Genomic DNA, 14910 nt, shown 5'->3' with positions numbered 1-14910 from the left:
CTCGGACCTCAGGTCTATGGATTCTCAAAGACACGTTTGCGTAACGGCAGACCCATCTCCCGCTTCAGGGCATTTTCGGTGAAGGGGGGCGGGTTGGTCGTGGTCGGGGCGGTGTTTGGGTCACCATCAAAGTCAAAAGGTGCTGAGGTGGTTTGCAGGCCCACGGCTTGCCGTTCCAGATTCGGCTCCTCGGTATTATTGTTGGCCGAGTCCGCCGTATTGCCCGGCACAAATGTGCCGGTGGCACCGTTGAACGCGTGGGCCATTTCATGGGCCAGGCCGGTGATTGGGCTGGAAGTTTCGTTATACATGGACAAAGGGTTGTAGAGGATTGTGCCGCGGTCAGCCTTTGCTCCCGGCTGACCGTCAACGATGAAACCTTGCTGTGAAAGCGTGAGCGAGTCCAAGTCACCTCCCGCTTCAAGGTGTTGTCCAATGGATGTGTTGTTGAAACCGTACAGCATGTCATCGCGGGCGCTTAATTCACGGAGGGTAATGGGGGCGTTGTTTTGCTCGGCCAGTTCGTCGGCCTTCTGCAATACGCCTTGGCCGGTCGGCGACATTCGCAACAGCTCCAGATTGTCCTCGAAGTTTTGTTTGAACTCGGCAGAGCCCTCTACTCGAAAGGCTTTTTTTCCGGCGTTACTGGGCTCTACATCGATCCGGCGTGAGTTGAGCGAGCTAACCACGTTGTCTGAGGGCTTGGCGTAGATCGTCGTATTGTCGTGGTAGGACCTGACCCTGTTGCTACCACGGCCGCTGTAGATGACCGCGCTGTCGTGGCTGACCATCAGGTTGTTACCACCGCCACCGTGCATCACGGCGTGGCGCTTTCTAGCGACCATTGTGTCGTCACCGTTTCCGCCGTCCATATGCACCATGCCTTTGGCGAGAGGCGTTACGGCATACATCCTATCGTTGCCATTACCGCCATACAGTGCAGTGCTACCGCTGCCCGCGACCAACAGGTCGTTGCCGTCCTCGCCCGAGGCCGCACCGCGCCCACTGCCCATGACGATATAGTCGTCTCCTGCGCCACCCCTGATCTGAGTAGTGGCGCCACCGGCATGGGCGTAATCGTTACCGGCGCCCAGGTCGATGCGGATGAGGGGGGTGGTGACGTCGGGGGCAATCACTACAGAGTCGTTGCCGCCGTGGGTTTTGATATGCAGGGGTTGGAACTGCCCCAGGTCGGGGCGCGCGTGTAACTGGAGGGTGTAGGCCTTTGCGTTGACGGTGGCGAGCAACTTTCCGTCGGTGCCCTTGGTGATGTGGATGTTGTCTGCGCGGTTGCCGGTTTCCAGCACGATCTGGGTGGATATCAGGCTTACGTCGCCTTTTTTTGTCGCTGCGAATTCGAAATCCTGGGAGATTTTGACGTTCTTGTCTTGGAACAAAACTTCGTTGTTGATGTAGTTTTTTTCTCCGATTCTGCCAGCCGGAGAAGGCCGGGAGGCGGCGGTGAATGCATCGGAGTCAGGGCGTTTGTACTTGATCTCAACGGACGGCTCTGGCGGCGTCGTTGATGAATGGCCGGAGTAGGTCGTCGGGCGAGATGTGCTTGCGGAAATAGTCATACTGAAGGCTCGGGGTTGTTAACGGATGTGCCTTATCAGTTGGTTTGCACATAAGTCCCGTTCCGCGTGGGGTCTCCTCGATTGCTTTTCGCGATGTTTATTAATGCCACTCGGCTTTGGTTTTAGTGCGAGTCCGCATCCCACACCCAATTCCACACGCCCGGCAGGTGTACGGTGTCATTCACGTCCTTGACCGTACGGGCCAGGGCGGCGCGTTCCAGTGCTGGGTGGTCGGTGTAGAAAGGTTCTGCGGCGGTTTTCATGCCGTTGATGCGGGCGCTGTCCAACAGGATCTGCAAGTACTCCTGCAGGTGCCGCGCGGTGTAGCGGTTGATGTCGTGGAAGGTCACCACCACCGGGATCACGCCGTCCACCGTGGGCAATTCGCCGAGGGCGATGCGCTCGCGCACCACCGACAGTTGCCGATACAGATTGGCGCGGCGGCGTGGGCTGGCATTGAAACCCCAGATCTTGCCGTCATTGGCGCTCAGGTCCGTAAGCAGTACCTGCATACCGTGGCGTTGATAGGCGGCAAAGGTGCGGCGGTCATAGTTCCAGAACGGCGGGCGCACCAGGCGCGGCGGTGCGCCGGTGATGGCGGCGATATCGGCCGCACCCTGGGTGAGGGTGCGTTCCAGTTCGGCATCGTTGAGCCAGCGGTGATTGGTGTGGAAGGTGGTGGCGGTGTGAAACGCCAGCACATGCCCGCCGGCGTACTCGCGTTCCATGGTCTTGCGACCCCGCGAACTGCCGCCTGCGCGCGCGGATTCGGTCTGTAAGAAGAACACCGCCTTGATGCCCGGCAGCACCGGGTTGTGTGCCAGGTCGGCGATCACCGAGCGGGTCGGGTTGTTATAGCCCGAAGCACTGGGACCGTCATCGAAGGTCAACAGAAAGCGGATTGGCGCCTGGGCTTGCAGGCGTTGTTCGGTCTGGGGCGTCAAGGCGATTGGCGCGCTGATGCAGCCGCCGAGGCTCAAGGCCAGGGCAAGCACGGCAGCGGCGAAAGCAAAGGGTTTCATGGTGGGCACGGGCTCGGCAAAGAGGCCGCTGCTGGGCGGATCAGCAGCGGCAGGCGCGCACCATACAGCAAGTGCCGCGCCGGTTTACAGCAGACTGATCGGGTAACTGACGATCAGCCGGTTTTCATCGAACTCGTTGTTGCTGTAGTCGCGGCGCATGCTGGAATTGCGCCAGCGAACCGTCAGGTTCTTCGCCGCGCCGCTTTGCACGGTGTAGCCCACTTCGCTTTCGCGCCCCCATTCCTTGCCATCGGTGACGATGCCGCTGTGCACATTACTGCCGCTGATATAGCGGTTCATCAGGGTCAGGCCCGGCACGCCGAGGGCGGCGAAGTTGTAGTCGTGGCGCACTTGCCAGGATTTCTCCTGGGCATTGTCGTAGCTTGAGTTGTAGCTGTCGTTGGCCAAGGTACCGCCGCTTGTGCCGTTGACGCGCATCCACGCGCTGTCGCCGCTGAGCTTTTGCAGGCCCACGTAGAACGTGTTGCCGCCGTATTTGGCCGAGAGCAGGCCGGACCAGGTTTTATTGTCCAACTCGCCCGCGCGGGCGCTGCCGTCTTCTTTGCCATAGAAGAACCCGAGGTTAGCGCCCAAGGTCCAGTCGCCCACGGGCTGGCTGTGGATCAGGTTGACGAACTGTTGGCGGTAAATGTCCTTGAGTTGAGCGTTCCACAGGCCGATCTGGGTGCGCTTGTCGTTGAATACGTATTCGGCGCCTTGGAAGTTGAAGCGGTCCGAGGTAAAGGCCGTTTTGCCCACCATCGACATGTCCGACAGACTGCTGTCGTCGCGCGGGCTGTTAGCGCGGAATTGGCCGCCGTAGAGGGTCAGGCCCTCGATTTCCTTGGATGTGATCTGCCCACCGCGCAAGGTTTGTGGCAGGGAGCGGCCATCGTCGGCGCGCAGGATCGGCAGCACCGGCATCCACTCGCCCACCTTCAGCTCGGTCTTGGACAGCCGTGCTTTGAACGCCACGCCCAAACGCCCGAAGTCATCCGCCGGGCGGCCGTCGTGATCCAACGGCAACAGCTGGGTGCCGCCGGTGCCGCGTCCGCCGTCGAGCTTGAGCGAATACAGCCCCAGGACATCCACGCCGAACCCCACCGTGCCCTGAGTGAAACCGGATTTGGCGTCGAGGATAAAACTCTGCGTCCACTCCTGGGCGCCACCCTGGGTTTTGCTCGGGTTGGTGAAGTTACGGTTGAAGAAGAAATTACGCAGGTTGAGGTTGGCGCTGGCGTCTTCGAAAAAACCGTGGTCTTCGGCGACGGCAGGCAAGGCAAGACTGGCGACAGCGGTGGCCAGCAACAGCCGGCGCGGGTGGAAAGTGCTCATGGTATCGAACCTGTTGTTATTGGGGTTATGCAGGTGGCGGCCATGGTGCGCGGCGGTGCGTGGGCGGTTCAATCGGGGGAGGGCGGGTTGTGGGCGATGATCGAACGCAAGTTGCCGGGCGCGCAGGCCCGGCAGGCTCAGCGTTTGGGCAGGTCGATGTGGGTCCAGGGGAACGCCGGCAGGTAATGCTGGGCCGCGATGATCACGGCCACCATCACCACCAGGAACACCGCTTGCCATGGGCTCCAGAACGCCCAATGCAGGCCGTTGAGCCACGGGTAGCCTTCGCTGAAGCGTTGGCTCATATGACCGATGCGTTTTTTGTGCAACAGGTTGATCAACACCATGCCGGCATAGGTGAACGCGCCGAGGACGCCGAGCATCAAGGCGCAGGCCACCAGCATGATCGCTTGCGGCACGCCGTGGCGGATCACCAGCCAATAGTCGTTGGGGTTGAGTCGCTTGGGGATCAAGCGCTGGCTCAGCCACAAGTCCAGCACTCTGTAGGTCGAACTCATCCCGGCCCAGAACTGAGTGACGCGAAAACCGATACCGGCCGGCACCAGTGCCATGAACATAAAGATCGACACCGACATCAAGCCCAGCTTGTCGGGCCTGGAATGGGCGATGCTCAGGCCGATACCCAGGGCGAACACGGCCCACAACCGGATAAACACTTGGGTGTAGATCGGCCGTGGCACGAATTTGCGCCAGAAGAATAAGTCAGGCTGAGGCAGCCGCTCGATCAGTTGCGGATAACGCCAGGTCAGGGTCTCGGCCAGGTGCTGGCAGGCGTTCCATTCGTTTTCGCCGAAGGTGTCGATGATGCGTTTTTGTTGAGTGGTGGACATCGGCGTCAGCAATAAGCGCGCGGCCAGAGCGTCGGCGGAGTTGCGTCGGGTGTCCTGGGCTTTTTCTTGCAGATGAGTGAAGAAACTCTCCTGCTCACAACGCGACACCAACTGGCGCCACATCCACGCCGGTTCCGGGTACACCCCTTTCTGATCGTCCCAACCAAATGTCTGGCACACCCGTTCGAACAGCGGCACGCTCCATTGGGTGTCATGCAGCAATTGCAGAACGATGCGTTGCCACTGTTGCTGCAAGTCGAATACCTGTAACCAGGCTTGGCTGTTGTACTGGGTCAATTGGCTGATGAACTCGCGCTCGGCCTGTTGCTCCAGCAGTTCTTGCAAGGTGCGGCGATAGTCCTGCAACAGTTCGCCGGTCAGCGCCTCGTATTGCCAAGGGGTCATCGCTACCTGCTGCCACGGCGTCAGCCATTCCAGGTGCTGCGCGGCCCATTGGGCGATGGCGCTGCGTTCGCCGGGGGCATTGAAACAATGGCGCAACAGGCCGGCCTGGAACGCGTCGGCGCAACCCTGTTGCCGAGCCTGCGCCCAGCGTTCATCGAGGTTATGGGCATTGAGGCCGCAGATCAGCGCCTCGGCAGGGTCTGGCGCGGGGGCGTCGAACGGCGCCGGGCTGAGGGGGCGCACGTCCATCAGTTCGGCCAGATCGCGGAGGTTGTCGGGGGCCGCTTCGGCCAGCGGTGCCTCGACGGCCACTGCCTCGGCGTTGTCCATGCGCCAGCGCGCTTCGCTCAGCGCTTCTTCATAGGCCTCGCGCAGGCGCTGGAAGCCGGCGGCATCTTCATCCGGGCGGCAGCTTTTAAGCAGCCGCGCATAGCTGCGTTTGATGGTGCGCTCGTCGGCATCTTCCGGCAGCTGCAGTACGGTCCAACAATCCATGGGATCTTTCCTCAGCGCCAAAAGCCGTTATCGAGCTGCTCCAGTTGCCGGGTCAGTTCGCTGCGGGCTTCGCGGATGCGGCGTTCGTCCTGGGTGTCGAGCACCTGCTGGAACTGAGCGGCCCAATGCCCGAGTTGTTCGCGCAGCTCACCCAGGCTTTCCTGATAGAGCCGTTCAAGGCGCGCGGTCAGGACGGTGTTGACCTGCTGGTCACGCGGATGAATCTTCAGTAGCGCCAGGGCTTGCAGGCGTTGCTGGATTTCCTGCGGGCTGAGCACACCTGGGTTGTTTTCGATCACCAGGGAATGTTGCTCGCCGGTCAGCGGGATATTCACCTGGGCTTCCAGCAGGCCGTTGTTGTCGTAGGTAAAGCGTACGTCCAGGGAGACTTCACCTGCCTTGCGCTTGGGCACGGCGATTTCCAGTTGGCCCAGTTCGATGTTGTCTTTCACCAAGCGGCTTTCGCCTTGATAGATCTTCAGCAGCACGCGGCTCTGGTCATCGTGCAGGGTGACCACACTTTTGACCCGGCTCACCGGCACGCTGCTATTGCGTTCGATCAGGGGCAGGTAGTGGCCGCTTTCGATATGGCCGCCGTATTGGTTCGAGGTTTCGATGCCCAGGGTGTAGGGGCACACGTCGGTCAGCACCACTTCTTCCAGCGCGGCGGAACGCGCTTTGAGGGCGGCCTGGATTGCGGCGCCGTGGGCCACCACTTGGTCGGGGTCGAGGCTGATGGAGGGAAAACGCCCGAACAACCCGGCGGCGAGTTTGCGCACCAGCGGCATGCGCGTGGTGCCGCCCACCAGCAGGATTTCATCCAGGTCACTGACACGAATGCGCGCATCGCGCAGGGCCCGCTCGATTGGCGCGCGCAGGCGCTCCAACAGCGGCGTGTAGAGCTTGGCCAGCTCCGCTTGAGTGATGGTTTTGACCCACTGTTGGCCATCGACGCGCAGGGTGAAGTCGGCGCTGTCATCTTGGCCCAATGCCTTGCGTACGCGCTCGGCCTCGCGGCGCAAGGCGTGCAGCACGCTGCTGGTGGGCGGAAAGCCTTGGGCGTTGCGCTGGCTGTCGACGAAATGCTCCAGCAGCAGCGTGTCGAAATCTTCGCCGCCCAAGAAATTGTCGCCGGCGCTGGCGCGCACTTCCATGACCCCTTCGAACAGTTCGATGATCGACACGTCAAACGTGCCGCCACCGAGGTCGAACACCAGGAACGAGGTTTCTTTGTCGCGTTGATGCAGGCCGTAGGCGAGGGCGGCGGCGGTGGGTTCGTTGATCAGTTTTTCAACGTTGAGCCCGGCCAGCTCACCGGCAATGCGCGTGGCTTTGCGTTGGCCGTCGCTGAAGTACGCGGGCACGCTGATCACGGCTTCGGTGACGGTGTGGCCGTAGGTGCGCTCGATGTCTTCTTTCAGGCTTTTGAGCACCAGTGCCGAGAGTTCTTCCGGGCGGAATGAACGGTCGCCCAGGCGCACTTCGGTGGCGCTGCCCATGTAGCGCTTAAACAGCGACGTAGTCAGGTGCGGGTGAGTGTGCAGGCGCTCCTTGGCGGCCTGACCGACCAGCACGCGCCCCTGATCATCCAGCCCGACTACGCTCGGGGTGAGCAATTGGCCAAGGGCATTGGGCACCAATTCGGCGGCGTCACCGCGCCAGACCGCTGCGAGACTGTTGGTCGTCCCCAGGTCGATTCCTACGATCATTACGACAAGCTCCCTCTGTGGTCTGTAAGAATCTGTAACCAATTTTCCCGAAAGGTTGAACGCAAAGCAAGACGGTGGCCGCTGACCCGAGCGGGCTGGCGGTTTTTGTCGTCGCGAACGGGCTGCTCAACCTTTCAACCTTACGTTTCACCGCTGCGGTGTCTACTGTCAGGGTTGACAGTAGAAGAAGGGTTTTTCAGGGCGTAGTTTTGTGGTGGTCACAGTAGATGTTGAAGCACGCGAGGGAGGAAAACTCATGAGCTTCGGAAAAGATATAGGAGAGATCTTAACGTCCGGGGACAGGTTCGAGGCGAACTTGATCATTGATCACGGAGAGCCGGTGCCGATTAAATTTGACCACCTTGAGCTGGAGTCCTACATCAAGGGGTTGCAACTACGTATTCGCCTCGGCATCGAGGATAACCCCGGCTCCAAGAATGAGCTGACTCTTGAGGCCGACAAGGGTGAGCTGAAGGCACCCATGACATATCCGATCGGCTCGGGCCAGTTCATCCGTGCCCATTTTGGTCTGGACGGTTATGTGGAGTACCTCCCTTCATCGTATTGGGGAAGTTTGACCGTCAACCGTCTCGAAACAGATGAGGCTAATAATAAAACTTCGATGGATCTCAGCTTCTCAATCGGTTGGAAGGCCACTGATGGCCGAGAACTGGAGGTCGATTGTTCAAAGCTTGAGATCAGCCAATGAGTTCATTGTGATACTGAGAAAAATGCGCATAAAAAAACGCCTCCTGTCAGGGAGGCGTTTTTCTTGACGACGGCGTTATCAGAACGCCTTGAACGCCGGCGCTTCTTCTTTCAGCGGTTCATTCTTTGCAGTCTGCTCGTTCCAGCCACCGCCGAGGGCCTTGTACAGGTTGACCTCGCTGGTCAACTGCGCGAGGCGGTCGGTGATCAGCGATTGTTGCGCGCTGAACAGCTGGCGCTGGGCATCGAGGAACGTCAGGTTGCTGTCCACACCGATGCGGTAGCGACGCTCGGCCAGGCGGTAGTAATCCTGGTTGGCCTCGACGAAACCGCGTTGGGCTTCCAGTTGCTGCTTGTAGGTCGCCCGCGCGGCAAGGCCGTCGGAGACTTCCTGGAAGCCGGTCTGAATCGCCTTCTCGTAGTTCGCCACGTTGATCTCTTTCTGGATCTTCGAGTAGTCCAGGCTGGCGCGCAGGCTGCCGGCGTTGAAGATCGGGATGTTGATCTGCGGCGCGAACGACCAGGTGCCCGAGCCGCCTTTGAACAAGCCGCCCAGGTTCGGGCTGGCGGTGCCGGCGCTGGCGGTCAGGCTGATGCTTGGGAAGAACGCCGCACGGGCTGCGCCGATATTGGCGTTGGCGGCCTTGAGGTTGTACTCGGCCTGCACAATGTCGGGGCGACGTTGCAGCAGGTCCGACGGCAAGCCGGCCGGCACTTCGCTGAGCAGGTCATCCGACAGCGGCTGGCTGGCCAGATTAGCCGGCAGGCCGGTGCCCAGCAGCAGGGTCAGGTTGTTTTCGTCCTGGGCCACCTGGCGGGTGTAGCGGGCCAGGGACACCCGAGCGTTTTCCACCGAGGTGCGCGCCTGGCTGAGGTCGAGGGCCGAGGCCACGCCGACTTCGTTGCTACGCGAAGTCAGCTTGTAGCTCTGCTCGAACGCGGCGAGGGTGTCCTGGGTCAGCTTGAGCAGTTCTTTGTCGGCCTGCCAGGTCAGGTAGGCGTTGGCCACGCTGGCCACCAGGCTGATCTGGGTGCTGCGCCGCGCTTCTTCCGTGGCGAAGTACTTTTGCAGGGCTTCTTCACTCAGGCTACGCACGCGACCGAACAGGTCCAGCTCGTAGGAGCTGATCCCGAGACCGACCGAGTACTGGCTGGCGATCCTCGATTCGCCGGTCTGCGACAGGCGAGCCGGGGTGCGCGAGCGCTCACCGCTGCCCGTGGCCGAAACGGCCGGGAACAGGTCGGCGCGCTGGATGTTGTACTGCGCAGCGTAGGCATCGATGTTCAGGGCCGCGACACGCAGGTCGCGGTTGTTCACCAGTGCGGTCTGGATCAGCTGTTGCAGGGCAGGGTCATGGAAAAACTGCTTCCAGCCTTGCTCGGCAGCAGCCTGACCCGGCGCCTGGGCCGACGAATACGCCGGCCCCTGCGGGTACTGCGCTGCTACCGGCGCGTCGGGGCGCTGGTAGTCAGGGATCAGCGAGCAGCCACTGAGCACGAAGGCTGTGACGGCTAGGGAAAGTAGCGACTTGCTCATTGGCCAGCCTCGTTAGAAGTTTGCTTGGTTTCGGGTTCTCTGCGGTTGCCGATGGCCGACACGGTAGCGAAGAACAGCGGCACCCAGAAGATCGCCAGGACAGTGGCGGTGATCATGCCGCCAATGACGCCGGTACCGATGGCGTGCTGGCTGCCTGAACCGGCGCCCGAGGAGATCGCCAGGGGCAGTACGCCGAGGATGAACGCCATGGAGGTCATGATGATCGGCCGCAGACGCATGCGAGACGCTTCGATAGCCGACTCGACGATGCCTTTACCCTGTTCGTGAAGCTCTTTGGCGAACTCCACGATAAGGATGGCGTTTTTCGCCGCCAGACCCACCGTGACCAACAGGCCCACCTGGAAGAACACGTCGTTGGACAGCCCGCGCATGCTGGTGGCGATCAACGCACCCACCACGCCCAGCGGTACTACCAACACCACCGCAATCGGGATCGACCAGCTCTCGTACAGTGCCGCCAGGCACAGGAACACCACCAGCAGCGACAGCGCATACAACGCCGGTGCCTGGGAACCGGACAAGCGTTCTTCGTACGACAGACCCGTCCAGGCATAGCCCACGCCCGCCGGCAGTTGCTTGGCGATGCGTTCCACTTCGGCCATTGCTTCACCGGTGCTGTAACCCGGTGCCGGGGTGCCGAGGATTTCCATCGCGGCCACGCCGTTGTAACGCGAGAGCTTCGGCGAACCGTAGATCCACTTGCCGGTGGCGATGGCCGACAACGGCACCATCTTCCCGGAGTCGCTGCGCACGTACCACTTGTTCAGGTCTTCTGGAGACATGCGGCTGGCGGCTTCACCTTGCACGTACACTTTCTTCACGCGACCACGGTCGATGAAGTCGTTGACGTAGCTGCCACCCAGGGCAATCGCCAGGGTCTGGTTGATGTTGGATAGGGAGATGCCCTGGGCGCTGGCCTTCTCGTCGTCAACGGTGAGTTCGTATTGCGGCTCATCGTTCACGCCGTTGGGGCGCACACCGGCCAGGATCTTGCTCTGTGCCGCCATACCCAGGAACTGGTTGCGCGCGGCCATCAACTTCTCATGACCGACACCGCCCTGGTCTTGCAGGAACACGTCGAAACCGGTGGCGTTACCCAATTCCAGTACCGACGGCGGCACGATGGCGAATACCATGGCGTCCTGGAACGTCTGCATGAAGTAACCCTGGGCGCGCTTGGCGATCTCGAACACCGAGGTGGACGCATCACGCTCGTCCCACGGCTTGAGCATCACGAACGCCAGGCCGGAGCTTTGGCCACGACCGGCGAAGTTGAAGCCGTTCACGGTAAACACCGATTTGACGCCTTTGCCTTCGCCCGGCTCACCTTCTTTATCGTTGAGCAGGAAGATACGCATGTCGTCGATGACTTTCTGCGTGCGTTCAGCGGTGGAACCGACCGGTGTTTGCACCTGGGCAAAGATCACGCCCTGGTCTTCGTCGGGCAGGAACGCCGCCGGGATGCGCATGAACAGCCAGATCATGCCGGCGAAGATCAGCAGGTACACCAGGAACGCCGGGATCTTGTGCTTGATCATATTGCCCACGCCGCGCTCGTAGCTCACTACGCTACGGTCGAAGGTGCGGTTGAACCAGCCGAAGAAACCACGCTTGGGTTGGCCGTGCTTCTCGGGATCGATCGGCTTGAGCATGGTGGCGCACAGCGCCGGGGTAAAGATCAGGGCAACCAGTACCGACAGCGCCATGGCCGAAACGATGGTGATGGAGAACTGTTTGTAGATCACCCCGGTGGAACCACCGAAGAACGCCATCGGCAACAGTACCGCCGACAGTACCAGGGCAATACCTACCAGGGCGCCCTGGATCTGGGTCATGGATTTGACCGTCGCTTCTTTAGGCGACAGGTGTTCCTCGGCCATCACCCGCTCGACGTTCTCTACCACCACGATGGCGTCGTCCACCAGCAGGCCGATGGCCAGGATCATGCCGAACATGGTCAGGGTGTTGATGGTGAAACCGAACGCCGCCAGGATGCCGAACGTCCCCAGCAATACCACCGGTACGGTCATGGTGGTGATGATGGTGGCGCGGAAGTTTTGCAGGAACAGGAACATCACCAGGAACACCAGCACGATCGCTTCGACCAGGGTGTGCACTACACCGGAGATCGATTCGGTCACCACTGGGGTGGTGTCATACGGCACCACCGCCTTCATGCCAGGCGGAAAGAACGGTTCCAGCGACGCCACGGTGGCGCGGATAGCCTTGGCGGTATCCAGGGCGTTGGCGCCGGATGCCAGTTTGATCGCCATACCGGAGGCCGGCTTGCCGTTGAACTGCGCGCTGATGCTGTAGGTCTGGCCACCCAGCTCGATGCGCGCGACGTCCTTGAGGCGAACCTGGGAGCCGTCGGTGTTGACCTTCATCAGGATGTTGCCGAACTGCTCGGCGGTCTGCAGGCGTGTCTTGCCGATGATGGTGGCGTTCAGCTGGGTGCCGGGCAGGGCAGGCAGGCCGCCCAATTGGCCGGTGGCCACCTGTACGTTCTGTGCGGCGATGGCGGTGCTGACGTCGACCGGGGTCAACTGGTAGTTGTTCAGCTTGGCCGGGTCGAGCCAGATACGCATGGCGTACTGGGAGCCGAACACCTGGAAGTCACCCACGCCGGCTGTCCGCGAGATCGGGTCCTGGATGTTGGACACGATGTAGTTGGACAGGTCGTCCTTGGTCATGCTGCCGTCTTCGGACACCAGACCGATCACCATCAGGAAGTTCTTCACCGACTTGGTCACGCGGATACCCTGTTGCTGCACTTCTTGCGGCAGCAGCGGGGTGGCCAGGTTCAGCTTGTTCTGCACCTGCACCTGGGCGATGTCGGGGTTGGTACCCTGGTTGAACGTTACGGTGATGGTCATGCTGCCGTCGGAGTTACTGTCCGAGGACACATACCGCAGGTTGTCGATACCGTTGAGCTGTTGCTCGATCACCTGCACCACGGTGTCCTGCACGGTTTGTGCGGACGCGCCTGGGTAGGTCACCTGGATATCGATGGCGGTCGGCGCGATGGCCGGGTATTGGTTGATGGGCAACTTCAGGATCGAGAGTGCCCCGACCAGCATGATCACCAGGGCAATCACCCAGGCGAAAATGGGACGGTCGATAAAGAATTTCGACATGGGTTACTCCCCTTTGCCAGCAGCGGCAGCAGGAGCAGCGGTACCGGCGGGCTTGGCGTTGTCCGCGTCCTTGACCTTGACCTCGGCGCCCGGCTTGACGTACTGCAAGCCTTCGGTGATCACACGGTCACCGGCGTTCAAGCCTTTTTCCACCAGCCAGTAGGCGCCGGCGGTACGGTTGGCCACCAGCTCGCGTTGCTCGACCTTGTTGTCCGCATTGACGATCAACGCCGTCGGAGTGCCTTTGAGATCGCGGGTCACGCCTTGCTGCGGTGCCAGGATCGCCTTGCTGTTCACACCGGCTTGCAGTTGGGCGTGCACGAACATGCCCGGCAACAGGGTGTGATCGGGGTTGGGGAACACGGCGCGCAGGGTCACGGAACCGGTGGTCTGATCGACCGACACTTCGGAAAATTCCAGTTTGCCGTCGTGCTTATAGTCGCTACCGTCTTCCAGGGTCAGCTTGACCTTGGCGGCATTGGCCCCGGCTTTCTCCAGTTGGCCGCTTTCCAGGTCGCGGCGCAGTTTCAGCATTTCGGCTGAAGACTGAGTCACGTCGACGTAGATCGGGTCCAGTTGTTGGATCACGGCCATGGCATCGGCCTGGCCATTGCTGACCAGTGCGCCTTCGGTCACCGAAGAACGGCCGATACGCCCGGAGATCGGCGCGAACACTTTGGTGTAGCGCACGTTGATCTGGGCGGTTTGAACGTTTGCTTCGGCGGTCATGCGATTGGCGACGGCAGTGTCGTATTCCTGACGGCTCACGGCCTGCTCATCCACCAACTGCTTGTAGCGGTCGCTGATGGATTTGGTCTGGCTCAGGCTGGCCTGGGCGCTTTTCAGGGTGGCTTCATAGACCGACGGGTCGATCTGATAAAGCTGCTGGCCTTCCTTCACGTCCGCGCCTTCCTTGAACAGGCGCTTGAGAATGATGCCGTTGACCTGCGGGCGAACTTCCGCGATGCGGAAGGCCGTGGTGCGGCCCGGCAGTTCAGACGTCAAGGTGAACGGTTGCGGTTGCAGGGTGACGACGCCGACCAGAGGGGTTTGAGCGGGCGGAGCCGCTTCTTCCTTTTTACATCCGCTGAGCAGCGATGCCAGGGCGACGGCAGTGACCAGAGCGGTAACAGCTGGCTTAAGTTGCATGAAGATCCTCGGGTCAGGCGCGCAGGGTGCGCACAAGAAGTGTGGAAGGGTAAAAAACAAGCCGTGAGTAGATAAGTAGCTTGCTACGCAATATACTTACGTTCATGGTTGTTTGTAAACTCTTGACAGGCTTTGCGGATTGTTGACAAAGCAATGTACAAAGCCTCGATTTTAGTACGTTCGGTGCCCATGACGGCGTCGTCCCAAAATTATTCAGATGATCGTTAACATCTATTAACACTGCGTTAACGATAGTCCCACGTGTTCTGATTGAGGTTTTACTGCCATGGTTCGTCGCACCAAAGAGGAAGCTCAGGAAACGCGCAGCCAGATTCTCGATGCCGCCGAGCAAGCCTTTTACGAGCGCGGCGTTGCGCGCACCACGCTGGCAGACATCGCCGCGTTGGCCGGCGTGACGCGGGGCGCTATCTATTGGCATTTCAGCAATAAGTCCGACTTGCTCCAGGCCCTGCTCGATACGTTGCACGAGCCGCTGGACGAGTTGGCGCGGGCCAGTGAAAGCGAGGATGAACTCGACCCGCTGGGCTGCATGCGCAAACTGCTGATTCGTTTGTTCCATCAAGTGGCCCTGGATCCGAAAACCCGACGCATCAATGAGATCTTGTTTCATAAGTGCGAATTCACCGACGAAATGTGCGACATGCGTCGTCAGCGTCAAACCCACAGCCTGGAATGCAACCTGCGTATCGGCCTGACGCTGCGTAACGCGGTCCATCGCGGGCAACTACCGGAAAACCTCGACACCACGCGGGGAGCCGTGTGCCTCCATGCGTACATCAACGGGCTGATCGGCCAATGGTTGCTGGTACCCGACAGCTTCCAATTGCAGCAGGAAGCCGAACGCTGGGTAGAGGCCGGGCTGGACATGCTGCGCTTGAGCCCCAGCCTGCGCAATTGAGACAAAATGCGTAATTGCGTCCAGTTGTGTCAACAGTAAAGTCTA

Annotated in this window: 10 protein-coding genes; 2 read left to right on the top strand and 8 right to left on the bottom strand. The window is 60.7% G+C overall.

Going from position 1 to position 14910, the window contains the following annotated elements:
• Positions 1-14 precede the first annotated feature (14 nt).
• The 5 genes from FIV35_RS05335 to FIV35_RS05310 all read right to left on the bottom strand — a co-directional run bounded on the left by FIV35_RS05335 (position 15) and on the right by FIV35_RS05310 (position 7394).
• Positions 15-1577, bottom strand: a complete 1563-nt coding sequence (locus tag FIV35_RS05335; protein WP_080761404.1) for a M91 family zinc metallopeptidase — start codon at positions 1575-1577, stop codon at positions 15-17.
• Between the two features lie 122 nt (positions 1578-1699).
• Complete coding sequence (locus FIV35_RS05330) at positions 1700-2599, bottom strand: polysaccharide deacetylase family protein (RefSeq protein WP_034096322.1); 900 nt, start codon at positions 2597-2599, stop codon at positions 1700-1702.
• Between the two features lie 84 nt (positions 2600-2683).
• Positions 2684-3934 (bottom strand): OprD family porin, encoded by a 1251-nt coding sequence (locus FIV35_RS05325; protein ID WP_034137301.1) that lies wholly within the window; start codon positions 3932-3934, stop codon positions 2684-2686.
• 137 nt (positions 3935-4071) lie between these two features.
• Positions 4072-5685, bottom strand: a complete 1614-nt coding sequence (locus FIV35_RS05315; RefSeq protein WP_034137302.1) for a J domain-containing protein — start codon at positions 5683-5685, stop codon at positions 4072-4074.
• Positions 5686-5696: 11 nt separating this feature from the next.
• Positions 5697-7394: a molecular chaperone HscC gene (locus FIV35_RS05310; protein WP_034096325.1), complete on the bottom strand. Its 1698-nt coding sequence runs from the start codon at positions 7392-7394 to the stop codon at positions 5697-5699.
• Between the two features lie 256 nt (positions 7395-7650).
• Between FIV35_RS05310 and FIV35_RS05305 the strand changes: the two genes are divergently transcribed.
• Positions 7651-8103, top strand: a complete 453-nt coding sequence (locus tag FIV35_RS05305) for a hypothetical protein (protein ID WP_034137303.1) — start codon at positions 7651-7653, stop codon at positions 8101-8103.
• A 78-nt stretch (positions 8104-8181) separates the two neighbouring features.
• On the opposite strand, the gene adeC is transcribed toward FIV35_RS05305, so the two are convergent.
• Genes adeC through FIV35_RS05290 form a run of 3 tightly spaced genes read right to left on the bottom strand, consistent with a single transcriptional unit; the run spans position 8182 to position 13946 of the window.
• Positions 8182-9639, bottom strand: coding sequence for an AdeC/AdeK/OprM family multidrug efflux complex outer membrane factor (adeC, locus tag FIV35_RS05300; protein WP_034112333.1), 1458 nt, complete (start codon positions 9637-9639; stop codon positions 8182-8184).
• Positions 9636-12797: an efflux RND transporter permease subunit gene (locus tag FIV35_RS05295; protein WP_034137304.1), complete on the bottom strand. Its 3162-nt coding sequence runs from the start codon at positions 12795-12797 to the stop codon at positions 9636-9638. The genes adeC and FIV35_RS05295 overlap by 4 nt, the downstream gene beginning before the upstream one ends.
• Positions 12798-12800: 3 nt before the next feature.
• Positions 12801-13946 carry an efflux RND transporter periplasmic adaptor subunit gene (locus tag FIV35_RS05290; protein ID WP_034137305.1) on the bottom strand — a complete coding sequence of 382 codons (1146 nt, stop codon included), beginning with the start codon at positions 13944-13946 and terminating at the stop codon, positions 12801-12803.
• 286 nt (positions 13947-14232) lie between these two features.
• Between FIV35_RS05290 and FIV35_RS05285 the strand changes: the two genes are divergently transcribed.
• Positions 14233-14865, top strand: coding sequence for a TetR family transcriptional regulator (locus FIV35_RS05285; RefSeq protein ID WP_034137306.1), 633 nt, complete (start codon positions 14233-14235; stop codon positions 14863-14865).
• The last annotated feature ends 45 nt before the right edge of the window (positions 14866-14910 follow it).

Origin of the sequence: Pseudomonas rhodesiae, assembly GCF_007858255.1 — a bacterium.
GTDB classification, from domain to species: Bacteria; Pseudomonadota; Gammaproteobacteria; order Pseudomonadales; family Pseudomonadaceae; genus Aquipseudomonas; species Aquipseudomonas rhodesiae.
The sequence above is the reverse complement of the archived record's forward strand: the minus strand, read 5'-3'. Positions and strand labels throughout refer to the sequence as shown.

Bases quoted from the DNA above. Each gene is read 5' to 3' on its own strand.
- FIV35_RS05285 (WP_034137306.1), top strand. From the start codon at position 14,233: ATGGTTCGTCGCACCAAAGAGGAAGCTCAGGAAACGCGCAGCCAGATT.
- adeC (WP_034112333.1), bottom strand. From the start codon at position 9,639: ATGAGCAAGTCGCTACTTTCCCTAGCCGTCACAGCCTTCGTGCTCAGT.
- FIV35_RS05290 (WP_034137305.1), bottom strand. From the start codon at position 13,946: ATGCAACTTAAGCCAGCTGTTACCGCTCTGGTCACTGCCGTCGCCCTG.
- FIV35_RS05315 (WP_034137302.1), bottom strand. From the start codon at position 5,685: ATGGATTGTTGGACCGTACTGCAGCTGCCGGAAGATGCCGACGAGCGC.
- FIV35_RS05335 (WP_080761404.1), bottom strand. From the start codon at position 1,577: ATGACTATTTCCGCAAGCACATCTCGCCCGACGACCTACTCCGGCCAT.
- FIV35_RS05330 (WP_034096322.1), bottom strand. From the start codon at position 2,599: ATGAAACCCTTTGCTTTCGCCGCTGCCGTGCTTGCCCTGGCCTTGAGC.
- FIV35_RS05295 (WP_034137304.1), bottom strand. From the start codon at position 12,797: ATGTCGAAATTCTTTATCGACCGTCCCATTTTCGCCTGGGTGATTGCC.
- FIV35_RS05310 (WP_034096325.1), bottom strand. From the start codon at position 7,394: ATGATCGTAGGAATCGACCTGGGGACGACCAACAGTCTCGCAGCGGTC.
- FIV35_RS05305 (WP_034137303.1), top strand. From the start codon at position 7,651: ATGAGCTTCGGAAAAGATATAGGAGAGATCTTAACGTCCGGGGACAGG.
- FIV35_RS05325 (WP_034137301.1), bottom strand. From the start codon at position 3,934: ATGAGCACTTTCCACCCGCGCCGGCTGTTGCTGGCCACCGCTGTCGCC.